Origin of the sequence: Pseudomonas sp. KBW05 (assembly GCF_003852405.1) — a bacterium.
Taxonomy (GTDB): domain Bacteria; phylum Pseudomonadota; class Gammaproteobacteria; order Pseudomonadales; family Pseudomonadaceae; genus Aquipseudomonas.
In genome coordinates this window covers 344214-369386 of record NZ_QAJM01000016.1, presented here as the reverse complement: position 1 = coordinate 369386, position 25173 = coordinate 344214, and the positions used below count along the sequence as shown (strand labels likewise).

Here is a 25173-nt window from a genome sequence, read left to right as displayed (position 1 = left end):
GGAGTCTGTCTGTTGAGCGCTCATTCTCACGATCACGGTCATCATCATGGCCATCACCACCACCATCATCACGGTGACGAGCAAGCGGCCGGCCCATTCCCTTGGCGGCGCATGGCCTGGGCGGCGTTGCTGGTTTTGTTTGCGGTCGCGGCGGCGAGCCTGGTGCAAGTGCGCTCCGGCGAAGCCACGGTGATTACCCGTTTCGGCAACCCGGCGCGGGTGCTGTTGGAACCGGGCCTGGGCTGGCGCTGGCCGGCGCCGTTCGAAGCGGCGATCCCGGTGGACTTGCGCCTGCGCACCACTTCCAGCGGCTTGCAGGATGTGGGCACCCGCGATGGCCTGCGCATCATCGTGCAGGCGTACGTGGCGTGGCAGGTGCAGGGCGATGCCGACAATGTGCAGCGCTTTATGCGCGCGGTGCAGAACCAGCCGGATGAAGCGGCGCGGCAGATTCGTACCTTTGTCGGCTCGGCCCTGGAAACCACGGCGGCCAGTTTTGACCTGTCGAGCTTGATCAACACCGATGCCAGCCAGGTGCGCATCGCCGATTTCGAGGCGCAGCTGCGCCAGCAGATTGATCAACAATTGCTCGCCACGTATGGCGTGCGCGTGGCCCAGGTCGGTATCGAACGGCTGACGCTGCCGTCGGTGACGCTCACCGCCACCGTCGATCGCATGCGTGCCGAGCGCGAGACCATCGCCACTGAACGCACCGCCGTGGGCAAGCGTGAAGCGGCGCAGATCCGCTCTGCCGCCGAGCGCGACGCGCGCATCGTGCAGGCCGATGCCACGGTGAAAGCCGCTGATATCGAAGCGCAATCGCGGGTCGAAGCCGCGCAGATCTACGGCCGCGCCTACGCCGGCAACCCGCAGCTGTATAACCTGCTGCGCTCGCTGGATACCTTGGGCACGGTGGTCACGCCGGGCACCAAGATCATCCTGCGCACCGACGCCGCGCCGTTCCGTGCGTTGGTGGATGGGCCCAAGGACGTCCAGCCATGACCGAGCGTGACAGCCCGGACAGCCCGTGGATCCAGGCCGGGCGCCTGACCTTCATGGCGCTGTACGCGGTGACCGTGTTGGCCGCGTTGGCCTGGGCATTTTCCAATGTGCGCCAGATCGACCCGCAGAACCGCGCCGTGGTCCTGCACTTCGGCGCCCTCGACCGTATCCAGAACGCCGGCTTGCTGCTGGCTTGGCCGCAACCCTTCGAACAGGTGGTGTTGCTGCCGGCGGCCGACCGCGTGATCGAACGGCGGGTGGAGAACCTGCTGCGTTCCGAGGCGGCGATCCAGGCTGATCGCGTGGCCAGTTTTGCCACGCCGTTGAGCGATGCCCTGGCCGGCTCCGGTTACCTGCTGACCGGCGATGCCGGCGTGGTGCAACTGGATGTGCGGGTGTTCTACAAGGTCACCGAGCCTTACGCGTTTGTGTTGCAGGGCGCGCATGTGCTGCCGGCGCTGGATCGCCTGGTGACACGCAGCGCCGTGGCCCTCACGGCGGCCCGCGACCTGGACACGATCCTGGTGGCGCGCCCCGAGCTGATCGGCACCGATAACGGTGCCGCCGAGCGCCGCGAACGCTTGCGCGGTGACTTGGTGCAAGGCATCAACAAACGCCTCGCCGAGTTGGCCTCGACGGGCTTGGGCCTGGGCATCGAAGTCACCCGCGTGGATGTGCAATCCAGCCTGCCAAGCCCGGCGGTGAATGCCTTCAACGCCGTGTTGACCGCCAGCCAGCAGGCCGACAAAGCCGTGGCCAATGCGCGCACCGACGCCGAAAAACTCACTCAGGCCGCCACCCAGCAGGCCGACCGCGTGGTGCAAGTCGCCCATGCCCAGGCCAGCGAGCGGTTGGCCAATGCCCAGGCGCAAACTGCTACGGTCGCCAGCCTGGCCCAGGTGAAAGACCCAGGCTTGCTGCTGCGCCTGTACCGCGAACGCTTGCCGAAGATCCTCGGCCAGGCCGGTTCCGTGACCACGGTCGATCCGAAAGACGACTCCCGCTTGATCATTCAGGGAGCCGAACAATGAGCGCACCCATGCTGACCTCCGCCGAACAGCGCAGCGCTGCGCGGCAATTGACCCTGGCCATGCTGGCCCTCGGCTTATTGGTGTTGGGTCTGGTGTGGCGCTGGCTGGCGCCGGATCAGACCGGCGTGAGCCAACTGTTGCTGGGTGTCGCGTCGCTGTTGGTGGCCGTGCCGGTGATGCGCTCGGCGTGGTACAGCCTGCGCTTTCCCAGCCTGCATGGGATCACCGACCAACTGATCGCCCTGGCCATGCTCGGCGCCTGGGCCACCGGCGACCTGCTGACCGCCGCGCTGTTGCCGATCATCATGATCTTCGGCCACGTACTTGAAGAGCGCAGCGTGATCGGCTCCCAGGAAGCGATCCACGCCCTCGGCAAACTGACTCGCAGCCACGCGCGCCTGGTGCAGGCCGACGGCAGTATTGTCGAGGTGGACAACGGCACGCTGCACACCGGCGATATCGTCGAAGTGCGCGCCGGCGACCGCGTGCCCGCCGATGGCGTGGTGCTGTCGGGCCAGGCCAGCCTGGACACGGCGCCGATCACCGGGGAGTCGGTGCCGCTGGAAGCGAGTGTGGGCGTGCAGGTGTTTGGCGGGGCGATCAACCTCGACGGCCTGCTGCGCCTGGAAGTGACGCGCACCGGCAATGAGTCGACCTTGGGCAAAGTCATCGCGCTGATGCAGAACGCCGAGCGTTCCAAGCCGCCGATCACGCGGCTGCTGGAGCGTTACGCCGGCAGTTATATGGTGTTGGTGTTGTTGCTGGCGGCGGTCACCTGGTTTGTCACCAACGATGCGCAGGCGATGCTGGCGGTGTTGGTGGCTGCGTGCCCGTGTGCGTTGGTGCTGTCGGCGCCGGCCACGGCGATTGCCGGGATTGCGGTCGCGGCGCGCCATGGGATTCTGATTCGCAGCTCGGCGTTCCTGGAGGAGCTGGCGGACTTGACCTCGCTGGTGGTGGACAAGACCGGCACCCTGACCTTTGGCACCCTGCGCCTGCAATCCATGGAAACCACGGCGCCCGATCGGCAGGTGTTACTCAACCTGGCGGCCAGCCTCGGTTCGGCCAGCAGCCACCCGGTCAGCCGGGCGTTGGCGGGCTTGGCCACGCAGGAACAGTTGCTGGTGCTGACGGACATCCGTGAGCGCCAGGGCCTCGGTGTGGTGGCGCAGACCGCGCAGGGCGAAGCGGCGCTGGGGCGGCCGGAGTTGTTCGAGCAACTGGGGATTGCCACCACGCCAGTCCCCAACCATGACGGCCCGATTGCCGGGCTGGCGTTGGACGGGCAGTTCCTCGCCTGGCTGCTGCTGGCCGACAGCGTCAAACCCGAGGCCCGCCAGGCGCTGCAAGAACTGCGCGACCTTGGCCTGGGCCGTCAGTTGCTGCTCACCGGCGACCGGCAAAGCGTCGCCGACAGCCTGGCGCTGGACGTGGGTATCAGCGACGTCGAGGCCCAGGCGCTGCCGGAAGACAAGCTCAACCGCGTGCTGGGGGAGATCGGCAGCGGTTTCCGCCCGATGGTGGTGGGTGACGGCATCAACGATTCCCTGGCGCTCAAGGCCGGCGTGGTTGGCGTGGCGATGGGGGCGGGCGGCGCGGATATCGCGCTGGCCTCGGCGGACGTGGTGCTGATCGGCAGCGACCTGCGGCGCCTGGGCACCTGTGTGCGCTTGAGTCGCCAGTGTCGGCAGACGTTGCAGGTCAATGTGATCATCGGCCTGGGTTGGACGCTGGCTATCGTGGTATTCGCCGCCTTTGGCTGGCTGGGCGCCGCCGGGGCGATGATTGCGGCGGTGTTGCATAACCTCAGCACCTTGCTGGTACTGGGCAATGCCGGGCGTTTGCTGCGCTTTCAGGAGCCTTTGTCGAAGCTCGAAGAATAAATTTTCGCGGGTGCTGTAACGCCAGCCGGGGACCTCTCTCTAGTGGTGTGTCGAGACTGAACAATCCGTGCAGACCGACACCCCTACTGTTATGAGGAATACAACAATGAACATCAAAAAAGCCGTTTCCGGTGCTGCCCTGGCTATCGCTGCCGCCACTATGTTTGCCGGTGTCGCCACCCAGGTACAGGCTGCCGACGCGAATGTTCACTGCTACGGCGTGACCTCCTGCAAAGGCATGAACGACTGCAAGACCGCTGAAAACGCCTGCAAGGGCCAGGCTGTTTGCAAGGGCCACGGTTTCAAGGCCATGACCAAGGCCGCATGCGATGCGGCTGGCGGTAAAGTCGGCGAGTAATCGAGTGCACCCGCAGCGGTTGCCCTCCACCGCTGCGGACACTTTGCCCAGGAGTGTCTTATGTCCACTGCCCTTGCAAGCCTCGGTTATGGCCTGGGTCTGCGCAGCGAGTACTACCAGCAGATCCTTGAACAGTCGCCAGCCGTGGATTGGTTCGAAGTGATCTCCGAAAATTATCTGGTGCAGGGCGGCAAAGCCTTGTACTACCTGGACGCCATCGCCGAGCGTTATCCCCTGGTGATGCACGGCGTGTCCCTGTCCATCGGCGGGCCCCATGCCCTCGATCTCGATTACTTGAAACAGATCAAGCAGCTGGCCGAGCGTATCCAGCCGGCGTGGGTGTCCGATCACCTGTGCTGGAGCCGTGGCAGCGCGCACCAGTTGCATGACCTGTTGCCCTTGCCTTACACCGAAGAGAGTCTCTACCACGTGGCTGCCCGCGTACGCCAAGTGCAGGACGTGTTGCAGCGCCCGCTGGTGCTGGAAAATGTCTCCAGCTATGTGCGCGCCAAGGCGGATGAATTTACCGAGTGGGAATTCCTCAATGCCCTGGCCCACTTGTCGGGCTGCCAGCTGTTGCTGGACGTAAACAATGTGTATGTCAGCTCGCGCAACCATGGTTTCGACGCCTGGACGTTTATCCGCAACCTGCCGCCGCAGAGCATCCGCCAACTGCACCTGGCCGGGCATATGGACTACGGCGATTATGTGGTCGATACCCATGACCACCCGGTGTGCGATCCGGTGTGGGCGCTGTATCAGCAGACGCTGGAGCACTTGGGGCCGGTATCGACGTTGTTGGAGCGTGATGATCATTTCCCGCCGTTCGAAGAGTTGCTCACCGAACTGGGCAAGGCCCGTGAGCTGGGCGCCAGCGCCCTGGCCAGGAGGCCGCTATGCGCCTGACCGATTGGCAGTTGGCCTTTGAGCAGCATCTGCTGGCCGACACCCCGCTGGCCAACAGTGGCTTTGCCGCGACGTTGTTGGGTGGGCCCACGCTGGATGTGGACACTGGCCTGGCGATCTACCACAACGCCTATAGGGCGCGGTTGCAGGAAGTGTTGCGGCATGACTTCGCTGCTATCTGGTATTGGCTCGGGGATGAGGAGTTTGCGTCGCTGGCCGAGGCTTATGTGCGCCGCTACCCGTCGGCCCATTACAGCCTGCGCTGGCTGGGCGAACGCTTTGCAGCCTTTATCGTTGAACACTTGATGGAGGAGCAAAGCGCGCCGCTGGCCGAGTTGGCGCGGTTCGAGTGGGCGTTCACCCTGGCCTTTGATGCAGCCCAGGGCGCGCCGCTGAGCCTGGATGACATGGCGCTATTGCTGCCCCAGGATTGGCCGGGTTTGCAGGTCACCCTGGCGCCCTCGGTGCAGCAGATGCTTTGCCACTTCAATACGCTGGCGATCTGGCGAGCGGGGAAGGAAGAAGCGGATTTTCCCGGTAGCGCGGCGTTGGAATCGACGCAGATTTGCCTGGTGTGGCGCCACCGCAACGTGTGCCGCTACCGCAGCCTGGAGCCCAAGGAGGCCTGCGCCCTGGCAGGCATGGTGGCCACCGGCTGGACCTTTTCAGAACTCTGTGAGCACTTGGCTATCACTTATGCAGAGGACGCACCGCTGAAGGCCGTTACATGGTTGAAACAGTGGATCGAAGAGGGGTTGCTTGAGCGCCGCGCCCATAGTGATGGGCTATCAGATCGATAGCCTCCTACTTGTCTCTGGATGGTCTACCCTATTTTCAGACGTCTGAAACAAGGGGGGACTACTCATGCTCGCGCAACTTCCACCGGCCTTACAGAATCTTCAGCTGCCGCTGCGTCTTCGACTCTGGGATGGCCATGAATTCAACTTGGGCCCCGAGCCCAGTGTGACCATCGTGGTGAAGGACCCCACGGTCGTGCCGCAACTGACCCATCCGACGCTCAATTCACTGGGCGAGGCCTTTATCGAGGGCAAATTGGAGCTGGAAGGCTCTATCAGCGAAGTGATCCGGGTGTGCGACGAGTTGAGTCATGCCCTGGTCGAGGACGACGAAGAGACGCGTCCGGTGCGCTCGATCCACGATAAGGCCACAGATGCAGCGGCGATTTCCTACCATTACGACCTGTCCAACGAGTTCTACCAGCTGTGGCTGGACCAGGACATGGCGTACTCCTGCGGTTACTTCGAAACCGGCAGCGAATCCATCGACCAGGCCCAACAAGACAAATTCCGCCATCTGTGCCGCAAGTTGCGCTTGCAGCCGGGCGAGTATTTGCTCGACGTCGGCTGTGGCTGGGGTGGGCTCGCCCGGTTTGCGGCGCGGGAGTTTGGGGTCAAGGTGTTTGGCATCACCCTGAGCAAAGAACAATTGGCCTTGGCCCGCGAGCGTGTGAAAGCCGAAGGTCTGGACGATCAGGTGGACCTGCAACTGCTCGACTACCGCGACCTGCCGCAAGACGGCCGCTTCGACAAAGTGGTGAGCGTGGGCATGTTTGAACACGTCGGCCATGCCAACCTGGCGCAGTATTGCCAGACCCTGTTTGGCGCAGTGCGTGAAGGCGGCTTGGTGATGAACCACGGCATCACCGCCAAACACACGGACGGCCGCCCAGTGGGCCGTGGAGCCGGTGACTTTATCGAGCGCTACGTGTTCCCCAACGGCGAGTTACCACATTTGGCGATGATGACCGCCGAGATCAGTGAAGTCGGGCTGGAAGTGGTCGATGTCGAAAGCCTGCGCTTGCACTACGCGCGCACGCTGGACCATTGGAGCGAGCGCCTGGAGGACAACCTGGAGGCGGCGGCGAAGATGGTGCCGGAGCAGGCGTTGCGGATCTGGCGGTTGTACCTGGCGGGGTGTGCCTATGCGTTTGCGCGGGGCTGGATAAATCTGCATCAAATCCTTGCACTCAAGCCCCATGCAGATGGCAGCCATGAACTGCCGTGGACACGTGACGACATTTATCGAGGATGAGAGATGCTATCCCAGGTCAATGTTCTCGGGTCTTTCACGGTGTTGTTGTAAAGATTGAAGACGCCGTGCTGTTTGGCGGCGTTTTGATCGTTTTGTATATACAGCTGCTGGGTAAATTCGTGGGTTGCCTGGTTGAAGGTCAAATCATGGCGAGCCAGGTTTATCCCCCAGTCGGTGGACGGCAGTGAAATAAACGATATTCCCCATTTTGGATTGCTCATATCGCCGACGATCACGAAGACTCCCCAATGATGTTCGCCGGGGGAGAGGATCAGGTAGATGCCATTGTCGTAAAGATAGACCGCTGCCCGGTCAAAGGGCTTGTCCGGATACAGCACTTTGTAGCGCAAATACAGGATTTTGGTTGGCTTGCCGATCTCCACGACGATCGAGGGGACGGTACTGGTGCGTTTCATAAGCGGCTCCAATTGTCATAAGTGACAGGTTTAAGCCTAGAGCAGAGGCGGCTGGCGAAGACGCCGTTTGTCGTATCGAGACATTTTCCAGGCCAATTGCCGCTGTCACTTACAAAATGGGTGAAATAAGCCGCGCCACCCGCATGCCCAACTGTTGCAGGCGCCGCGTCTCGCGGCTTTCTTCCTGGCTGACCTCGTGGGCCAGGGCAAAGTCGTCCAGCAGCATCTGTTCCACTTCGCGGGCAAAGGCTTCGTCCACCGTCAGCAACATCACTTCAAAATTCAGCCGGAATGAACGGTTGTCCATATTCGCGCTGCCGATGGCGCTGATTTCGCTGTCCACCAACAACACCTTTTGATGCAAAAAACCTGGCGTGTAGCGGAACACACGCACGCCGGCGCGTACCGCTTCGATCGCATACAGGCTGGAGGCCGCGTAGACGATGCGGTGGTCAGGGCGCGACGGCAGCAGCAGGCGCACGTCAACGCCGCGCAATACCGCCAGGCGCAGGGCGGCGAACACGGCTTCGTCGGGGATGAAGTACGGGCTGGTGATCCACACGCGTTCGGTCGCCGCGTGGATGGCTTCGACGAAGAACAGCGAGCAGGTTTCATACGGGTCGGCGGGGCCGCTGGCAAGCAGTTGGCAAAGCACACCGTCTTCGGGGTAGGCGTCCGGCAGGATCAGCGGCGGCAGCTCCCGCGCAGCCCAGAACCAGTCCTCGGCAAACGACTCTTGCAGGCACGCCACCACTGGGCCAGTGACTTGCACATGGGTGTCGCGCCACGGCGCCAGCGGCGGCTTTTTGCCGAGGTATTCATCGCCAACGTTATGCCCGCCGACAAACCCGGTGATACCGTCCACCACCACGATCTTGCGATGGTTGCGGAAGTTGACCTGGAACCGGTTGAGCCAGCCGCTGCGCGTAGCGAACGCCTTGACCTGCACCCCTGCGTCACGCAGGGATTGCACATAACGGTGGGGCAGGGCATGGCTGCCGATGCGGTCGTACAGCACGTAAATGCTTACGCCTTGGGCCGCTTTTTCCTTCAGCAGGGCGTGTAACTGCCGGCCAAGCTCGTCGTCATGGATGATGAAAAACTGGAACAGCACCGCAGTTTTGGCATTGCGAATCGCCGCGAAAATCGCACTGAAGGTGGCGTCGCCATTGATCAACAAACGCACTTCGTTGTTGGCCAGGCACGGCATGCGCCCCAGCTTGGGCATGGCGCGCAGGGAGGCGTAGGCACTGGAGTTGCGCGCGGCGAGGGCTTCTTCGACCCACGGGCGCCAGTTCAATTCGGTGATGGCGGTGTGCATTTCCTGGTTGGCCTGGCGCCGCGCCTGGATGTAGGCGTCAAAGGTGCTGCGGCCAAAGATCAGGTAGGGGATGAGCGTGAGGTAGGGCATGAACATCAGCGACAGGGCCCAGGCGATTGAGCCTTGGGCGGTCCTGACGGTCAGCACCGCGTGGATCGCGGCGAGCGTCCCGAAAAAGTGCAGCGTGGCGATGAAGTAGGCGAGCAGGTGCGGGCCAAAGAAATCCATGGACGACGAGACTCCAGACAATCCAATGCCTAACAGACCATGTCTGGTGCCGAATGTCGCTATTTTATTTGCCGTGCAACACTGGCGGCTTTGCGGCGTCTAACGCCCACAATTACCCAGGAGTTACCCGATGAATGCACGTCTGCTCTGTTTGGCCATGGTCACTGGTTTGGCGCTGCCCGTAGCAGCACAGGCACAGATGCTGGCGCCGGGCTTGTGGGAATTGACCACCAGCAACATGAAAGTGGATAACCAGGACCTGCCGGACTTGTCGCTGATCCTCGGCCAACTCAAGCAACAGATGACCCCCGAACAGCGCGCCATGCTGGAAAAACAGGGCATCACCATGGCCGGCAAAGGCGTGCAGGTGTGCCTCACCCCGGCGCAAGTGGCTTCCGATTCGATCCCCCTGACCGACCCGCAATCGGGCTGTAAACAGGAAGTGACCGACAAGACCGGCAACCAGTGGAAATTCCGTTTCAGTTGTCCAAAAGCCCAGGGCACTGGCGTGGCGACTTTCCAGAGCCAGAAGGAATTCAGCACCAGCGTCAACGGCACCTTCAATGCCACCGGCATTCAGCAGAAGGGCAGCCTGGACACCCACGCCCAATGGCTGGGCAACGATTGCGGTACGGTCAAACCCCGCGCTTAACGCAGAAAATGCAGGGGCAAGCCCTGGCAACTGTTGACCACCTGGCCGTTGTGCCACGCCAGGTGGCCGGACACCAGGGTGGTGCTGACGCTGTGCCGAAAGCTGCGCTCGGCGAAGGGCGTCCAGCCGCAGCGGCCGAGGATCGGTTGGCTGCTCACGGGTTTGCCCTCCGGTTCGGGCTGGATCAGCACCAGGTCGGCCCAGTAACCCTCGCGCAAATAGCCGCGATCAGGAATGGCGAACAGGTCCGCCACGCGGTGGCTGGTCTTTGCCACCAGCGTGGTCAGGGGCAAATGCCCATCGGCCACCAACTCCAATAACGCCGGCAGCGCATGCTGCACCAAAGGCAAACCCGCCGGTGCTTGTCGATACTCCAACTGTTTTTGCGCCCAGGTATGCGGCGCATGGTCAGTGCCGATGACATCCAGACGATCACTCAATACGGCCTGGCGCAGGGCGTCGCGGTCGGCACGGGTCTTGATCGCCGGGTTGCATTTGATCTGGTGGCCGAGGCGATGATAGTCGCGGTCGTCGAACAGCAAATGGTGTATGCAGACTTCAGCGGTAATGCGTTTTTCTGACAGCGGTTTGTCCTCGAACAACGCCAGTTCGCGGGCGCTGGTCAGGTGCAGTACATGCAGGCGAGTGCCGTGGCGCTTGGCCAATTCCACCGCAAAGGAGGACGAGCGATAGCAGGCTTCGGCATCGCGGATCAGCGGGTGGGCGACGGCGGGGATGTGTTCGCCGAAGCGTTCGCGCAGGCGCAGCTCATTGGCCTGGATGCTCGGTGTGTGTTCGCAATGGGCCAGCAGGATCGTCGGCGCTTCGGCAAACAGGCGCTCGAGGATGCGCGGGTCGTCCACCAGCATATTGCCGGTGGAGGCGCCCATGAACACTTTGACCCCGGCCACTTGGCAGGGGTCGAGCGCCGCAACGATGTCGAGGTTGTCGTTGCTCACGCCAAAGTGAAAGCCGTAGTTGGCCACCGAGTGCAACGCGGCTCGGCGCTTTTTATCGGCCAGCGCTTCGAGGTTGAGGGTCGCGGGGTTGGTGTTGGGCATGTCCATGAAACTGGTGATGCCACCGGCCACCGCCGCGCGGGATTCGCTGTAGAAGCTGCCTTTGTCCGGCGCGCCGGGTTCGCGAAAGTGCACCTGGTCGTCGATCATGCCCGGCAGCAGCCACTGGCCCTGGGCGTCGATGGCCACGGGCGCGTTGCAGCCTTCGATGCTGCTGGCGATCTTCTCGATGCGGCCATTGGCGACCAGCACATCGGCGTCGAATTCCTGGCCTTCATTCACCAGGCGGGCATTGCGGATCAGCAGGCGGCTCATGGTTCAGAACTCGTTTTGCAGGGCTTTGTAGCCGCGCACCAGGTCGACATTGGTGCGCGCCACGTCTTCGGAAAACTCCGAGGCGCTGACACTCACCGGTGGGAATTGCGACAGGTCGGTGTTGGGCCCGATGCGGGTGGTGGAGGGCACGTAGAACGCATCCGGCAAGTCACGGCCGTCCACCACCGAGTTGTGGCGCACTACACAGCCGTCGCCCACGGCGCAGTTGAACAGCACACTGTTGAAGCCGATAAACACGCGGTCGCCGACGGTGCAGGGTCCGTGGACGATGGATCGATGGGCGATGGAGGTGAACTCGCCGATAGTTACGGCGGCGCCGGATTTGGAGTGAATGACCACGCCGTCCTGGATATTGGAGTTGGCGCCGATGGTAATCGGGTCCATGGCGCCGCTGGCGTCGACTTCGTCGGCGCGGATCACGGCGTAGGGGCCGACGAAGACGTTCTCGCCGATGATCACCTTGCCGCAGATGATTGCGGTTTTATCGACGTAGGCCGATTCGGCAATCACGGGCAGATCGCCGGAAGGGTTCTTGCGGATCATGCTGAGGCTTCCGTAATGATGTGGACGTGGTCGCCATCGATGGCGTTGTAGAAGCAGGTGGGCCGACCCGTGTGGCAGGCGGGGCCTTGTTGATCGACGATCAACAGCACCGCGTCGCCATCGCAATCCAGGCGGGCTTCCACCAGTTGTTGCCAGTGGCCGGAGCTTTCGCCCTTGCGCCATAGCTGCTGGCGCGAGCGCGACCAGTAGCAGACGTGGCCGGTGGCGAGGGTTTCGTTAAGCGCCCGGCGGTTCATCCAGGCCAGCATCAGCACCTCGCCGCTGCCGTGCTGTTGGGCAATGGCGGCGATGAGGCCGTCGCTGTTCCACGGCAGGGCATCGAGCACGGGTTCGAGGGGGAAGCGGCTGCCCAGGGCAGCCCCTTCCAGGTCGAGCATGCTCAGGGTCATGGCTTGGCCAGGGCCGCGCACAGGGTGTTGAGGTTGTATTCGAACAGCCCGGTAAAGGTGCTGGCCGGGCCTTCGGCGGCGAGGGCGTCGGAGTACAGCGTGCCGCCGATCTGCGCGCCGCTTTCGTCGGCGATCTGCTTGAGCAGGCGCGAATCCTTGATGTTTTCCATGAACACCGCCTTGACCTTGTCTTTGCGGATCTGGGTGATCAGCGCGGCGACTTCGGCGGCGGACGGCTCACGTTCGGTGGACAAACCCTGGGGCGCGAGGAACTCGATGCCGTAAGCCTGGCCCAGGTAACCGAAGGCGTCATGGGAGGTGACGATGCGGCGGTTGCCCGGCGGCAACGCGCCGAACTTGGCCTTGGCTTCGGCCAGCAGGCGGTAGATCTCTTTCAGGTAGGTTTGGCTGTTGCGCTGGTAGTCGGCTTTGTTGGCCGGGTCGGCGGCGATCAGCGCCTTGGTGATGTTGTTCACATAGATTTCGGCGTTGGCCAGGTTGTGCCAGGCGTGCGGGTCGGGGATGGTTTCGCCGTCCTCGTCCATGGTGTGGGAGATCACGCCTTTGCTGGCGGTCACCACTGTGGCTTTGGTTTCGGTGCTGGTCACCAAACGATCCAGCCACGGCTCGAAGCCCAGGCCATTCTTGATGATGACGCGGGCCTTGAGCAGGGCCTTGGCGTCGTCCGGGGTGGGCTCGTAGGTGTGGGCGTCGGCGTCCGGGCCGACCATGTTGCTGATCTGGATGTGCTCGCCACCGATCTGGTGGGTGATGTCATCGAGAATACTGAAGCTGGTGACCACCTGGAGTTTGTCGGCCGCCTGGGCCATCGACAGCGGTAGCAGAAGGCTGAACAGCACGAGTAAAGCGCGCATCGGGAAACACCTCATTGGGATGACAGCAAAGGCGGGCGGCGCAGCAAGCCGTGCACCGGACCGAAGACCACGGACAGCAGATACCCGGCGCCCGCCACCAGCACGATGGCCGGGCCGCTGGGCAACGAGTAGTAGAACGACAGCAACAAACCCAGCCATACCGACAGGCATCCCAGCACCGCCGATACCGCGATCAATACCGGCAAGCGCCGGCTCCAGAAACGTGAAGCGATGGCCGGCAACATCATCAAACCCACCACCATTAGCGCGCCGATGGCCTGGAAACCGATCACCAGGTTCAGCACCACCAGGGTCAGGAACAACCCGTGGGCGAGTGGGCCGAGGCGGCTGACGGTTTGCAGGAACAGCGGGTCGAGGGTGTCCAGCAGCAGCGGTTTGTAGATCAGCGCCATGGCGAACAGGCTGAACCCGGTGACCCAGAGCATGCCGGTGAGGGTGGTTTCATCCACCGCCAGGGCGGAGCCGAACAGCAGATGCAGCAGGTCCAGGCGCTTGCCGGCGAGGCCGAGGATCAACACGCCAGCGGCGAGGGAGATCGGGTAGATGGCGGCCAGGCTGGCGTCTTCGCGCAGGCCGGTGCGGCGGGTGATCCACGCGGACAGACCGGCCATGCCCAGCCCGGCGCCGAGGCCGCCGATGGTCAGCGCGGGCAGGCTGAGGCCGGCGAACCAGAAACCGAGGGCAGCGCCGGGCAGGATGCCGTGGGCCACGGCGTCGCCGATCAGGCTCATGCGGCGCAGGATCAGGAACACGCCGAGCGGCGCGGTGCTGCAGGCGAGGACGAGGCCGCCGATCAGCGCGCGGCGCATGAAGACAAAATCAACGAAGGGCATCCACAGGTGGGTGGCGAAGTGCATCAGGCCACCTGCATTTGAGCTTGTGGGCGGATCAGCTCTTTGCTGTTGCCGAACAGGCAGCCGGTGCTTTTGATCTGCACCACTTGCTGGGTGTGCTGGCGCACCGAGGCCAGGTCGTGACAGACCACGATCAATGTGCGGCCTTCGTCGTGCCAGGCGTGGATATGTTTCCAGCACAGCGCCTGGCCGTCTTCGTCGAGGGCGGCGTGGGGTTCGTCAAGCAGCAGCACCGGTGCTTCGGCCAGGCTCATGCGGGCGAGCAGGGCGCGTTGCAGTTCGCCGCCGGACAAGGCCATCAATGGGCGATGTTGCAGGCCGCTGAGGCACCAGTCTTCCAGCACTGCTTCAAGGCGCTGGCTGCGTTGTTGGGGCGAGAGCTTCGTGCCCCAAAAGCCAGCGGCGACCAACTCTTGCAGGCTGATGGGGAACTGGCGGTCGAGGTGTTGTTGCTGGGGCAGGAAAGACAGGCCGCCACGCCGTGGAACGTCCACGCTGACTTTGCCCGCCAGCGGCTTTTGCAGGCCGGCGATGACTTTGAGCAGGCTGCTTTTGCCGGTGCCGTTGGCGCCGATGATGCCGGTGAGGCTGCCTGGTTGCAGGGTGAGATCCAGGGCGGGTGTCAGCGGCTGGCCTGGCGCGCCCCAGCGTAATGCGGTGCAGGTGATCATTCAGGGTGTCTCGTCCAGCGGCTTTCAGCCACGGCATCGTGCGCGTGCAGGCTTTCGGCGTGGATCACTTTCAAGTGGAAGGCTTTGACGGCATCCGAGCGTTTCAAGGCGAGGTTCAGGCGGCGGGCGGCGTCTTCGCAGAACATCAGGTTCTGCCCGTTGGCCAGGGCGAAGGCTTGTTCGTCCGCACGTTTTACGGCGGTTTGTACGGCGGTGCCGAGGGCGGCTTCGGCGTGGTCGATCAACTCAGTCAGTGCCAGGTCTGAGCCTTGCAATTGGATACTTAGTTGCGCAGTGCTGCGCTGGCTGTGGGGCGTCGCGACGATGCCGCTGGCGCTGCCCAGCCAGTTCAGGATGTCTTCATGCTTGAGCGGCGTGTTGCTGAAGTCGTCGAGAAATTGCTGCTGAATCAACTGCCTGGCGAGGGCGGCGGAGCAAGGGCAGGTAGACGAGTAGGTAACGTCAATTTTTAGTTCCACGTGGAACATCTGATTTTCCAGGCGCGCTTCGAGGCTCACCGGGTAGGCTTTCCAGCCGGCCAACGGGCTGATCAGCGCCGGGCGCTTGAGCAGCAAGTCGGTGTGGATACGCAGGTAGGCGTTCTTAGATAAACCTTCATGTGTGTCGAGGAAACGCTGCAGTACATTACGCAGAAGTGCAGGCGTAAGCGGCTGCTGCTCTAGCATCTCCAGCGCCAGGTACAGGCGCGACATATGGATGCCACGGGCTTCGCCGTCGTCCAGGCTGACGCCGGCATCGGCGCGGGCGCTGAGGCGTTGGCCGTCGATCAGGATCGGCAGGGCGATGCCGCACATGCCTACCCAGTCGAGTGGCAAGGCTTGGCGTGAAGCCTGCGCGGCGATATCCGGCAGAGTCAGCGCATTCATAAGCAGGTCCATCGTTGGCAATAATTAGACATGTTATAGTATAACAATAGAGTCGACGATGAATATTCTGCTCCTGCCTTTTTTCAGCCCTGTCGAGTACGGACGCTCCTTTATCTGCGGTATTTGTCATGCACAGACGTCAGCTCCTCAACCTGCTCCTGGTTAGCCCACTGTTCACCTTGCCGTTTGCGGCCCACGCCACGCAGATCAGCAATGCGCGCCTGTGGCGCTCGGCGGACAAGCTGCGCTTGGTGTTCGATCTCAGCGGGCCGGTGCAGTACAAGACCTTTTCCCTGACCTCGCCGGAGCGCTTGATCATCGACCTGAGCGGTGCCGGGCTCAGTGGTGATTTTTCGCAGTTGGCCTTGAAGAACAGCGGCATCACGTCGATCCGCTCGGGGCACTTCGGCAAGGCGGACACGCGCATCGTGCTGGACCTGGCCGCGCCGATGCAGCTCAACAGCTTTCTATTGCCGCCGCAGGATGGCCAAGGTCATCGCCTGGTGCTGGACTTGACCAGCAGCACCCACGCGCCTCGGCAAATCGCCGCTGAGCCCGCGCCCATCACGGACAAGGCGCACCCCAAGCGTGACATCATCGTGGTGGTCGACCCCGGCCACGGCGGCAAAGACCCAGGCGCTATCGGCTCCAAAGGCCAGCGCGAAAAAGACGTGGTGCTGTCCATTGCTCAGTTGCTGGCCAAGCGTTTGAAGCGCGAGAAGGGCTTTGACGTGAAGTTGGTGCGCAACGACGATTTCTTCGTGCCGCTGCGCAAACGCGTGGATATCGCCCGCCAGCACAAGGCCGATATGTTCATCTCGGTGCATGCGGATGCCGCGCCACGGCTGACGGCTTCTGGGGCGTCGGTGTATGCGTTGTCGGAAGGGGGCGCGACGTCTGCCACGGCGCGCTTCATGGCACAGCGTGAGAACGGTGCGGATTTGCTGGGCGCCACCACGCTGCTCAACCTCAAGGACAAGGATCCGATGTTGGCGGGGGTGATTCTCGACATGTCGATGAACGCCACCATCGCCTCCAGCCTGCAATTGGGCAGCTCGATCCTGGGCAGCCTGGAAGGCATCACCACCCTGCATCAGAAGCGCGTGGAACAGGCTGGATTCGCGGTGCTCAAGTCACCGGACGTGCCGTCGATCCTGGTGGAGACCGGGTTTATCTCCAACACCCGGGACGCTGAACGCCTGGTCACGGCGCGTCATCAACAGGCGGTCGCGGATGGTCTGTTCGACGGGTTGAAAAAGTACTTCCAGAAGAATCCACCGATGAACAGCTACATGGCCTGGGCCCAGGAACAGAAGGCCGTCCAGGTCTAACAACCGGTAATCCGGCTGCAGGTGAATTTGGCGCTGGAACCACCGGAACTGGAAAACCGGTTGATCGTGGTCCAGCCCACACGCCGTGTGTAGCCCACCCACGCCTCACCGTCCGAGGCCAGCCCGGTAAAAAACGTCAGTTGCCCATAACGGCTGTTGGTCTGTGCCCAACGGCGTTTGCCGACCACCTCGAAACCGCGCAAATACGTGGTGCTGCCCACCGTAGCCACGCTGTAGGCATTGCCTTGCGGGTCCACGCAGGCCAGCAGGTTGGCGCTGCGGGTGCATGTCGCCAGCAGGCTCGGCACTTGCGCGCAGGCCGGGCCTGCCACGGCCAATAACAGGGCGCACGCCAGGTATTTCATAGGGTTTCTCAGGGCTGGAAAGTGCTCAAGCATTGCGCCCTTCGTCGTGGCGAGCAAGGGGGATTGGCTTATTTGTATTGTTATACTATAACATAAAAGCACAGCCTGACCCGTGAACCGCTCCCCATGACTGAACAAGACCTGCTGGCCCAACCGCCCGCCGACTACATGAATGAAGCCCAGCAGGGCTTCTTCCGCGAACTGCTGTTGGCCCAGCGCAATGAGCTGCAAGCGCGCATCGACGCCGAGTTCCAGTTGCTGCGCGAGCAGGAACCCAACAGCGACCCCGCCGATGTGGGCAGCGCTGAAGAACAACGGCAATGGCAACTGCGCCTGCTGGAGCGCGAAAAGAAGCTGCTGGACAAGATCGACGACGCCTTCGAACTGCTCGCCCGTGGTGAATACGGCTGGTGCCGTGAAACCGGCGAGCCCATCGGCCTACAGCGCTTGTTGCTACGTCCTACCGCCACCCTGTGTATCGAAGCCAAAGAACGTGAAGAGCTGCGCGAACGCCATAAACGGGCGATTTGACCAGCCACCTGATGAGGAATACCTGATGCCCAATCGTCTCCCCGTTACTGTGTTGTCCGGTTTTCTCGGCGCCGGTAAAAGCACGCTGCTCAATTACGTTCTGCGCAACCGCGAAAACCTGCGGGTGGCGGTGATCGTCAACGACATGAGCGAAATCAACATCGATGGCAGCGAGGTCCAGCGCGACGTCACCCTCAACCGCGCCGAAGAAAAACTGGTAGAGATGAGCAACGGCTGCATCTGCTGCACCTTGCGTGAAGACCTGCTGCTGGAAGTGGGAAAACTCGCCAAGGAAGGTCGTTTCGATTACCTGCTGATCGAGTCCACCGGCATTTCCGAACCGCTGCCCGTGGCCGAAACCTTCACCTTTCGCGATGAAAACGAACAAAGCCTGGCCGACATCGCCCGCCTGGACACCATGGTCACGGTGGTCGATGGCATGAACTTCCTGCTCGACTACCAGGCCGCCGAAAGCCTGGCTTCGCGCGGCGAAACCCTCGGCGAAGAGGACGAGCGCTCGATCACCGACCTGCTGATCGAACAGATCGAATTCGCCGACGTGATCCTGATCAGCAAGATCGACCTGATCAGCAGCCGCGAACGCGAAGAGCTGATGGCGATCCTGGAACGCCTCAACGCCCAGGCCGAAATCATCCCGATGGTCATGGGCGAAGTGCCGCTGCATAAGATCCTCAACACCGGGCGCTTCGACTTCGAACGTGCGGCCCAGGCCCCGGGCTGGTTGCAGGAATTGCGCGGCGAACATGTGCCGGAAACCGAAGAGTACGGCATCGCGTCCACCGCTTACCGCGCGCGCCGGCCGTTCCATCCACAGCGCTTTTTCGATTTTATCGACCGCCCTTGGGTCAACGGCAAACTGCTGCGCTCCAAGGGCTTTTTCTGGCTGGCCAGCAAGCACCAGGACGCTGGCAGTTGGTCTCAGGCCGGTGGCCTGATGCGCCATGGTTTTGCCGGACGCTGGTGGCGCTTCGTGCCCAAAAGCCAGTGGCCACAGGACGAAGAAAATGTCGCGGCGATCATGGGTAATTGGCAACTGAGCACCGGCGACTGCCGCCAGGAACTGGTGTTTATCGGGCAGAACATTGACTTCGCCGCCATGCGCGCCGAACTGGACGCCTGCCTGCTCAACGATGAAGAAATGGCCCTGGGCGTCGAAGGTTGGCGCTTGCTGGCCGATCCTTTTGGCCCTTGGTATGAGGAGGCAGCCGCCTGATGCTCGCCCCGGTAATCCCCCTGCGTCCCGTGATTCGCCAGACCCGTGGGGAAACCCCGCTGGCCCTGTCCGATATCCTCGAAGACGGTGTGAACCTGGCGCTGTGGCAGCGTCAGTTGCCCCTGCACATCGCCGAGTTCGGTGCCTTGCTGGTGTCGCTCAACGAACCGTTGGCCGATTCGATGGTGATCGAGCTCGACAGCGAGGATGCCGTGCCGAACTTGCAGGACCTGGCGTCCAGTTGTCGTGATCTTGAAGGCTACGAGGGCTTTATCGCCGATGTCTCGTGGCTGGTCAGCGCGTTTGCCTGCCTGCTGGGCGCCAAGCGCATTGGCGTGCGCCTGCGCCTGTTGGACAAGGCCATGTGCCCGCGTTTTCACGTCGATCACGTGCCGGTGCGGCTGATCACCACCTACGCCGGCATTGGCAGCCAGTGGTTGCGCGAGGGAGTGATGGACCGCCGTCAGTTGAGCCAGGCAGACGCCGAACCGAGCGAGCGGATCGAGCAGATCCACTGCGGCGAAGTCGCGCTGCTCAAGGGCACCAAATGGCACGGTAACGAAGGTCATGGCCTGATCCACCGTTCGCCCGCGTTAAAAACGGACGAGCGCCGCTTGATCCTGACGCTGGATTGGCTCGCATAACCGCGTAGGATCAAACCCTCTACACGGCCTGAACGATGCCTTCCATGTTGCAGAACATTCCCACCCATGTGATTGCCGGTCCCCTGGGCGCCGGCAAGACCAGCCTGATCAAGCACCTGCTCGCCCAACGTCCGGCCAACGAACGTTGGGCCGTGTTGATCAACGAGTTTGGGCAGATTGGCCTGGACGCCGCGCTATTGACCCTGGATGACGACGGCATTGCCTTGGGCGAAGTCGCCGGCGGCTGCCTGTGCTGTGTGAATGGCGCACCGTTCCAGGTCGGCCTGGGCCGTTTGCTGCGTAAGGCCAAGCCGGATCGGCTGTTTATCGAACCGTCGGGGCTGGGCCATCCTGCGCAGTTGCTCAAGCAACTCAAGGCGGCGCCGTGGCAGGACGTGCTGGCGGTTCAGCCGTGCGTGCTGGTGCTGGATGCCCAAGCCCTGGCGGCGGGCAAACCTTTGCCGCAGGCGCAACAAGAAGCGCTGGCCAGTGCGGGGTTGTTGGTGTTGAACAAGGAAGAAGGGCTGGACGCCGCGCAGCGCCAGGCTGTCGAACGGCAATTGCCTGATTGCCCGCATTACTGGACGCGTCAGGCGCAGTTGCCTCTGGCGCAGCTGCCAGGCCTGAATGCGAAGGCGGGCAGCGCTGTGGATAACTTCGCAGTCCCCAAAGGCCTCGCGCAAATGCCGGCGATCTGGAGCGACCCCGTGCTGCCAATCTGCCTGAGTCAGGCCCAAGAGGGCGGTTGGAGCATCGGCTGGCGCTGGCATCCGAGCCAGCAATTCGACACTCAGCGCCTGCAACAGTGGTTGGAAAACCTTGAATGGCGCCGCGCCAAACTGGTTATCCACAGCGGTGAAGGCTGGGTCAGCGCCAATGCGGTGGATAACAGCCCGCTCACCTGGCAACCCAGCGAATGGCGTCGCGATTCGCGTATCGAATTGATCTTCAGCGCGCCACAGGACGTGGCGGCGCTACAGGCCGCGCTGGCCGCCTGTCGTCAGTGACGGTTCTTGCTGGCGTGGTCCTGGCGCCATTGGCTGAGCTCGATCACGTCGGCGCTGGGCAGCGGCGTCTTGATCTCGAACGGGTAGGGCGCCAGTTCGATCTGCGCGCTGTGGGCGCCGAATTGGGTGATGGTCCCCGGATGACGGCTTTCGCCGGTCACGGTGAATTCGAAATTGTAGATGCGTGCCAGGCGCCGGCGGCCCTTGGCATCCTTTACAAACCCGATGCGCTTGAGCGCCACGGCGCCGTCGAGCAGTTCGATGTCGAGCTTGGCGCAATGCTGCTTGACCCGCTCCAGCGCGCGCTCGCGCAGGCCGTGGTTGTGCCACACCCAGGCGGCACCGGTCGCCAGCAGCATCAACACGAAGATATTTCCCAGGGTCAGCATGCGAAAAACTCCAACAAAGTGAGAGCAGCTTAACTGTGTCGCTGGTCTGTCGTACAGGCTGCGTTTAGTCGCATACTGCGCGGCCAGAATTTCAACGGCTTTACGGAAATCCCCTGCATGAAACGCACACCTCATCTGCTTGCGATCCAGTCTCATGTGGTCTTTGGCCACGCCGGAAACAGCGCCGCCGTGTTCCCCATGCAGCGCGTCGGGGTGAACGTCTGGCCGCTGAACACGGTGCAGTTCTCCAACCACACCCAGTATGGCCAGTGGGCCGGCGAAGTGTTGGCGCCGCAGCAAATTCCGGCGCTGGTGGAAGGCATTGCGGCGATTGGCGAGTTGGGCAACTGCGATGCGGTGCTGTCCGGCTACCTGGGCAGTGCCGACCAGGGCCGCGTGATTCTGACCGGTGTGGCGCGCATCAAGGCTATCAACCCCAAGGCCCTGTACCTCTGCGACCCGGTCATGGGTCACCCGGAAAAGGGCTGCATCGTGCCCCAGGAAGTCAGCGATTTCCTGCTGGACGAAGCGGCAGCCATGGCTGACTTCCTGTGCCCCAACCAACTGGAACTGGACAGCTTTGCCGGGCGCAAGCCGCAGTCGCTGTTCGATTGCCTGGCCATGGCCAAGTCCTTGTTGGCGCGTGGGCCGAAGGCGGTGCTGGTTAAACACTTGGATTATCCGGGCAAGTTGCCGGAAGGTTTCGAGATGCTGCTGGTGACCAACGATGGCAGCTGGCACCTGCGCCGGCCGTTGCTGGCGTTTCCGCGTCAGCCGGTGGGCGTGGGTGATCTGACGTCGGGGTTGTTCCTGGCGCGGGTGTTGCTGGGCGACAGCCTAGTGGCGGCTTTCGAGTTCACTGCCGCGGCGGTGCATGAAGTGCTGCTGGAAACCCAGGCGTGTGCGAGTTACGAGCTGGAGCTGGTGCGGGCCCAGGATCGTATTGCCCATCCGCGGGTGCGCTTTGAAGCCACGCCGATAGGCTTGTAACACCGCAAATCAAAAATGTGGAAGCGGGCTTGCTCGCGAATACGGTGGTTCAGTTGGAACATCTTTGACTGACACACCGCTTTCGCGAGCAAGCCCGCTCCCACATTTTGATTGGGTTTACAGGTCGAGCTTTGCCGTGTCTCAGCCTTTGATTTCCTGATACCGCTTTTCCAGCTCCTGGCGAATCTGCCGGCGCTGCTGCGCCTGTACGAAGCGGCGCTTGTCTTCGCTGTTGTGCGGCTGCAACGGCGGCACGGCGGCCGGCTTGCGTTGGTCGTCCACGGCGACCATGGTGAAGAAGCAGCTGTTGGTATGACGCACCGAGCGCTCGCGGATGTTTTCGGTGACCACCTTGATCCCCACCTCCATCGAGGTGTTGCCGGTGTAGTTGACCGACGCGAGGAAGGTCACCAGCTCACCGACATGGATCGGCTCGCGAAAAATCACTTGGTCTACGGACAATGTCACTACGTAGCGGCCGGCATAACGGCTCGCACAGGCGTAGGCCACTTCGTCGAGGTACTTGAGCAGGGTGCCGCCGTGGACATTGCCAGAGAAGTTGGCCATATCAGGGGTCATCAGCACCGTCATCGACAGTTGGGCGTTTCCGGGTTCCATAGCACACTCACGGTTGTAGGCATTGGTTGGGGGGCACCTCTGCGGGTGCTGGAATCTTTGCAGCGCCATCCATAACGGGACGCAGGTGGGCGGCTTGCCGTCACGCCTGGGCCGATCTGTTTCCATATATTGCACCGGCTTTCTGCCGGAAGTCGCGGTGTTAACCTGCAAAAGCCCGTCTCAGGGCATTTCTTACGATTTAGGCAGACTTTTCCTTCCGCACTTTGCGACATTCCAAAGGCGCGTACGGAAGTGGGAAAAGCGCCGGTACCTTCAAGGAGCCCCTCGCCATGCACGCCATCAGCTTTATCCAGGACCTGGCCGTGATCATGCTGGTTGCAGGGGTGGTCACCATCCTGTTTCACCGCCTCAAGCAGCCGGTGGTGCTGGGCTATATCGTCGCCGGCTTTATCATCGGCCCCCACACCCCGCCTTTCGGCCTGATCCACGACGAAGACACCATCAAGACCCTCGCCGAGCTGGGGGTGATCTTCCTGATGTTCTGCCTGGGCCTGGAGTTCAGCCTGCGCAAGCTGTTCAAGGTCGGCGCCACGGCGTTTATCGCGGCGTTCCTGGAGATCATCCTGATGATCTGGATCGGCTACGAGATCGGCCAGTGGTTCGACTGGAACACCATGGACTCACTGTTCCTCGGCGCGATCCTGGCGATCTCCTCCACCACCATCATCGTCAAGGCGCTCAACGACCTGAAGATGAAAAACCAGCGCTTCGCCCAACTGATTTTCGGTGTGTTGATCGTCGAAGATATCCTCGGCATCGGCATCATCGCCTTGCTGTCGAGCATCGCCGTGAGTGGCACGGTCAGCTCCGGCGAGGTGTTTTCCACGGTCGGCAAGCTCTCGCTGTTCATGATCGTCGCGCTGGTCATCGGCATCTTGCTGGTGCCGCGTCTGCTGGCCTACGTGGCCAAGTTCGAAAGCAACGAGATGCTGCTGATCACTGTGCTCGGCCTGTGTTTCGGCTTCTGCCTGCTGGTGGTCAAGCTGGAATACAGCATGGTGCTGGGTGCGTTCCTGATTGGCGCGATCATGGCCGAATCCCGCCAGTTGATTAAGATCGAGCGCTTGATCGAGCCGGTTCGTGACATGTTCAGCGCGATCTTCTTTGTGGCGATTGGCTTGATGATCGACCCGCAGATCCTCCTGCAATACGCCTGGCCGATTGCGGTGATCACGGTGGCGGTGGTGCTGGGCAAGATGTTGTCCTGCGGCCTTGGGGCGTTTATCGCCGGCAATGATGGCCGCACCTCACTGCGGGTGGGCATGGGGCTGTCACAGATTGGAGAGTTTTCCTTCATCATCGCGGCGCTGGGGATGACGCTGCAGGTAACCAGTGACTTCCTGTATCCGGTGGCAGTGGCCGTTTCGGCGATCACTACGCTGCTCACGCCCTACCTGATTCGCGGCGCCGACCCACTGTCGTTGAAGATTGCGGCGGTGATGCCCAAGCGCATGAGCCGAGTGTTTGGCATGTATGGCGAATGGCTGCGCAGCATTCAGCCCCAGGGCGAGGGCGCGATGCTGGCGTCGATGATCCGCAAGATCATCCTGCAGGTGGGGGTGAACCTGGCGCTGGTGGTGGCGATTTTCTTCACTGGCAGTTTTTTTGCAAAGCGCATCGGCGGCTACCTGGAAGGCTGGATCAGTGATCCAAGCTGGCAGAAGGCGTTGATCTGGGGTGGGGCGTTGCTGTTGTCGCTGCCGTTCTTGATTGCGGCGTATCGCAAGCTCAAGGCGCTGTCGATGTTGCTGGCGGAGATGAGCGTGAAACCGGAAATGGCCGGGCGCCATACCCAGCGCGTACGACGGGTGATCGCGGAGCTGATCCCGATCCTGTCGCTGCTGGTGATCTTCCTGCTATTGGCAGCCTTGTCGGCCAGTATTCTGCCGACCAACAAGTTGCTGGTGCTGATTGCCGTGGTCACGGCGGCGGTGGCGGCCGTGCTCTGGCGCTGGTTCATCCGCGTGCATACGCGGATGCAGGTCGCCTTGTTGGAGACGCTGGATAACCATAAAGATACGGCGGAGCACTAGTGGCGGATGTCGGGGGCTGCTGCGCAGCCCAGCGGGAGCAAGCTCCCTCGCCACAAGAGCACACAAGACTCAGCTTTCCAGCCAGACGTCCCGCGCCCAGTGCCACACCGATTCCCAGGTTTCTTCGGTGACCAGCTCTTCTTCGCCGGACCACAGCACCACGGTGCCGTCTTCTTCGACGCAGTAGTAGTCGTCACCGTCCTGGCAGATCGGGATCATGCTGCGATCAACGCCGGCATCCCAGGCGTTGGCGGCCACGTCCGGCAGGTAGGTGTGGGACTGCGGGTCGGTGACGGTCACCGGCTCCAGGCTGCCGTAGACCACGTCGCTGACGGTCAGCAGGAACTCACGGAAGACAAACGGGATGTCGATGAACAGTTGTTCTTCGATTTCCACCAGTTGGTCTTCGTCAGGCAGCTCCAAAGGAACCGGGACCGGTTCGTTGGCTTCACGCAATTGTTCGATGATTTCTTCCACGGCCGGGATCCTCTTGCTGATGGCGCGGTTTATAGGGGCGTTTTATACAGTAGCTCGCTATAAGTGCA

The 25173-nt window shown here is 62.2% G+C and carries 28 protein-coding genes; 15 read left to right on the top strand and 13 right to left on the bottom strand.

Translation table 11 applies throughout. The features are described 5' to 3' along the window. Nucleotides 1–12 precede the first annotated feature (12 nt). The 7 genes from hflC to cfaB all read left to right on the top strand — a co-directional run bounded on the left by hflC (nucleotide 13) and on the right by cfaB (nucleotide 7232). Nucleotides 13–1002, top strand: a complete 990-nt coding sequence (gene hflC / locus DBR46_RS16275; RefSeq protein WP_124527008.1) for a protease modulator HflC — start codon at nucleotides 13–15, stop codon at nucleotides 1000–1002. Further along, the gene (hflK, locus tag DBR46_RS16270) at nucleotides 999–2033 is read left to right on the top strand and encodes a protease modulator HflK (protein ID WP_124527007.1); all 1035 of its coding nucleotides are present in this window, start codon (nucleotides 999–1001) and stop codon (nucleotides 2031–2033) included. The genes hflC and hflK overlap by 4 nt, the downstream gene beginning before the upstream one ends. Continuing rightward, nucleotides 2030–3916, top strand: a complete 1887-nt coding sequence (locus DBR46_RS16265) for a cation-translocating P-type ATPase (RefSeq protein ID WP_124527006.1) — start codon at nucleotides 2030–2032, stop codon at nucleotides 3914–3916. The genes hflK and DBR46_RS16265 overlap by 4 nt, the downstream gene beginning before the upstream one ends. A gap of 106 nt (nucleotides 3917–4022) precedes the next feature. After that, entirely contained in the window at nucleotides 4023–4274 is a 252-nt protein-coding gene (locus tag DBR46_RS16260) for a hypothetical protein (RefSeq protein ID WP_124527005.1), read from the top strand. Nucleotides 4275–4334: 60 nt separating this feature from the next. Continuing rightward, on the top strand, nucleotides 4335–5180 hold the full coding sequence (locus DBR46_RS16255; RefSeq protein ID WP_124527004.1) for a DUF692 domain-containing protein: 846 nt from the start codon (nucleotides 4335–4337) through the stop codon (nucleotides 5178–5180). After that, on the top strand, nucleotides 5171–5980 hold the full coding sequence (locus DBR46_RS16250; RefSeq protein WP_124527003.1) for a DNA-binding domain-containing protein: 810 nt from the start codon (nucleotides 5171–5173) through the stop codon (nucleotides 5978–5980). Before DBR46_RS16255 ends, DBR46_RS16250 begins: the two co-directional genes overlap by 10 nt. Before the next feature lie 64 nt (nucleotides 5981–6044). Beyond that, nucleotides 6045–7232: a C17 cyclopropane fatty acid synthase CfaB gene (gene cfaB / locus DBR46_RS16245; protein ID WP_124527002.1), complete on the top strand. Its 1188-nt coding sequence runs from the start codon at nucleotides 6045–6047 to the stop codon at nucleotides 7230–7232. On the opposite strand, the gene DBR46_RS16240 is transcribed toward cfaB, so the two are convergent. Together DBR46_RS16240 and cls are read right to left on the bottom strand one after the other, a co-directional pair. Beyond that, a complete protein-coding gene (locus DBR46_RS16240; protein WP_124527001.1) occupies nucleotides 7220–7648 on the bottom strand; it encodes a hypothetical protein in 429 nt (142 codons plus the stop codon). The two genes, cfaB and DBR46_RS16240, sit on opposite strands and share 13 nt — an antisense overlap. A gap of 109 nt (nucleotides 7649–7757) precedes the next feature. Beyond that, a complete protein-coding gene (gene cls, locus DBR46_RS16235) occupies nucleotides 7758–9197 on the bottom strand; it encodes a cardiolipin synthase (RefSeq protein ID WP_124527000.1) in 1440 nt (479 codons plus the stop codon). A 130-nt stretch (nucleotides 9198–9327) separates the two neighbouring features. Between cls and DBR46_RS16230 the strand changes: the two genes are divergently transcribed. Next, a complete protein-coding gene (locus DBR46_RS16230) occupies nucleotides 9328–9849 on the top strand; it encodes a DUF3617 domain-containing protein (RefSeq protein ID WP_124526999.1) in 522 nt (173 codons plus the stop codon). On the opposite strand, the gene DBR46_RS16225 is transcribed toward DBR46_RS16230, so the two are convergent. From DBR46_RS16225 to folE2, 7 genes are read right to left on the bottom strand one after another with little or no spacing between them, the layout of a single operon-like run. After that, on the bottom strand, nucleotides 9846–11183 hold the full coding sequence (locus tag DBR46_RS16225) for a dihydroorotase (RefSeq protein WP_124526998.1): 1338 nt from the start codon (nucleotides 11181–11183) through the stop codon (nucleotides 9846–9848). The genes DBR46_RS16230 and DBR46_RS16225 overlap by 4 nt on opposite strands. A gap of 3 nt (nucleotides 11184–11186) precedes the next feature. Continuing rightward, on the bottom strand, nucleotides 11187–11747 hold the full coding sequence (locus DBR46_RS16220) for a DapH/DapD/GlmU-related protein (RefSeq protein WP_017737597.1): 561 nt from the start codon (nucleotides 11745–11747) through the stop codon (nucleotides 11187–11189). Continuing rightward, a complete protein-coding gene (gene hisI, locus DBR46_RS16215; protein WP_124526997.1) occupies nucleotides 11744–12157 on the bottom strand; it encodes a phosphoribosyl-AMP cyclohydrolase in 414 nt (137 codons plus the stop codon). Before hisI ends, DBR46_RS16220 begins: the two co-directional genes overlap by 4 nt. Beyond that, nucleotides 12154–13032, bottom strand: coding sequence for a metal ABC transporter substrate-binding protein (locus DBR46_RS16210; protein ID WP_124526996.1), 879 nt, complete (start codon nucleotides 13030–13032; stop codon nucleotides 12154–12156). The genes hisI and DBR46_RS16210 overlap by 4 nt, the downstream gene beginning before the upstream one ends. Nucleotides 13033–13043: 11 nt before the next feature. After that, nucleotides 13044–13910 (bottom strand): metal ABC transporter permease, encoded by an 867-nt coding sequence (locus tag DBR46_RS16205; protein WP_124526995.1) that lies wholly within the window; start codon nucleotides 13908–13910, stop codon nucleotides 13044–13046. After that, a complete protein-coding gene (locus tag DBR46_RS16200; protein ID WP_124526994.1) occupies nucleotides 13910–14578 on the bottom strand; it encodes a metal ABC transporter ATP-binding protein in 669 nt (222 codons plus the stop codon). Before DBR46_RS16200 ends, DBR46_RS16205 begins: the two co-directional genes overlap by 1 nt. Next, nucleotides 14575–15465 carry a GTP cyclohydrolase FolE2 gene (gene folE2 / locus DBR46_RS16195; protein WP_124526993.1) on the bottom strand — a complete coding sequence of 297 codons (891 nt, stop codon included), beginning with the start codon at nucleotides 15463–15465 and terminating at the stop codon, nucleotides 14575–14577. Before folE2 ends, DBR46_RS16200 begins: the two co-directional genes overlap by 4 nt. Nucleotides 15466–15593: 128 nt before the next feature. Between folE2 and DBR46_RS16190 the strand changes: the two genes are divergently transcribed. Continuing rightward, on the top strand, nucleotides 15594–16796 hold the full coding sequence (locus DBR46_RS16190; RefSeq protein ID WP_124526992.1) for an N-acetylmuramoyl-L-alanine amidase: 1203 nt from the start codon (nucleotides 15594–15596) through the stop codon (nucleotides 16794–16796). On the opposite strand, the gene DBR46_RS16185 is transcribed toward DBR46_RS16190, so the two are convergent. Further along, a complete protein-coding gene (locus tag DBR46_RS16185; RefSeq protein WP_124526991.1) occupies nucleotides 16793–17161 on the bottom strand; it encodes a glutamine synthetase in 369 nt (122 codons plus the stop codon). The genes DBR46_RS16190 and DBR46_RS16185 overlap by 4 nt on opposite strands. Before the next feature lie 126 nt (nucleotides 17162–17287). Here DBR46_RS16185 and dksA point away from each other — a divergent pair, with 126 nt between their 5' ends. The 4 genes from dksA to DBR46_RS16165 are packed head-to-tail and all read left to right on the top strand — an operon-like array spanning nucleotide 17288 to nucleotide 20577. After that, nucleotides 17288–17692, top strand: coding sequence for an RNA polymerase-binding protein DksA (dksA, locus tag DBR46_RS16180; RefSeq protein ID WP_124526990.1), 405 nt, complete (start codon nucleotides 17288–17290; stop codon nucleotides 17690–17692). Between the two features lie 25 nt (nucleotides 17693–17717). Beyond that, a complete protein-coding gene (gene zigA / locus DBR46_RS16175) occupies nucleotides 17718–18926 on the top strand; it encodes a zinc metallochaperone GTPase ZigA (RefSeq protein ID WP_026136887.1) in 1209 nt (402 codons plus the stop codon). Then, nucleotides 18926–19570 carry a DUF1826 domain-containing protein gene (locus DBR46_RS16170; RefSeq protein WP_124526989.1) on the top strand — a complete coding sequence of 215 codons (645 nt, stop codon included), beginning with the start codon at nucleotides 18926–18928 and terminating at the stop codon, nucleotides 19568–19570. The genes zigA and DBR46_RS16170 overlap by 1 nt, the downstream gene beginning before the upstream one ends. Before the next feature lie 44 nt (nucleotides 19571–19614). Continuing rightward, entirely contained in the window at nucleotides 19615–20577 is a 963-nt protein-coding gene (locus DBR46_RS16165; protein WP_124526988.1) for a GTP-binding protein, read from the top strand. On the opposite strand, the gene DBR46_RS16160 is transcribed toward DBR46_RS16165, so the two are convergent. After that, nucleotides 20571–20966, bottom strand: coding sequence for a DUF3301 domain-containing protein (locus DBR46_RS16160; protein ID WP_017737585.1), 396 nt, complete (start codon nucleotides 20964–20966; stop codon nucleotides 20571–20573). The genes DBR46_RS16165 and DBR46_RS16160 overlap by 7 nt on opposite strands. Before the next feature lie 117 nt (nucleotides 20967–21083). On the opposite strand from DBR46_RS16160, the gene pdxY reads away from it, so the two are divergent. After that, nucleotides 21084–21956 carry a pyridoxal kinase PdxY gene (gene pdxY / locus DBR46_RS16155; protein ID WP_124526987.1) on the top strand — a complete coding sequence of 291 codons (873 nt, stop codon included), beginning with the start codon at nucleotides 21084–21086 and terminating at the stop codon, nucleotides 21954–21956. Nucleotides 21957–22097: 141 nt separating this feature from the next. On the opposite strand, the gene DBR46_RS16150 is transcribed toward pdxY, so the two are convergent. Next, the gene (locus DBR46_RS16150) at nucleotides 22098–22574 is read right to left on the bottom strand and encodes an acyl-CoA thioesterase (RefSeq protein ID WP_017739034.1); all 477 of its coding nucleotides are present in this window, start codon (nucleotides 22572–22574) and stop codon (nucleotides 22098–22100) included. A gap of 290 nt (nucleotides 22575–22864) precedes the next feature. Between DBR46_RS16150 and DBR46_RS16145 the strand changes: the two genes are divergently transcribed. Then, a complete protein-coding gene (locus DBR46_RS16145; RefSeq protein WP_124526986.1) occupies nucleotides 22865–24628 on the top strand; it encodes a cation:proton antiporter in 1764 nt (587 codons plus the stop codon). A 69-nt stretch (nucleotides 24629–24697) separates the two neighbouring features. On the opposite strand, the gene DBR46_RS16140 is transcribed toward DBR46_RS16145, so the two are convergent. Continuing rightward, the gene (locus DBR46_RS16140; RefSeq protein WP_017739032.1) at nucleotides 24698–25105 is read right to left on the bottom strand and encodes an SMI1/KNR4 family protein; all 408 of its coding nucleotides are present in this window, start codon (nucleotides 25103–25105) and stop codon (nucleotides 24698–24700) included. Between the last annotated feature and the right edge of the window lie 68 nt (nucleotides 25106–25173).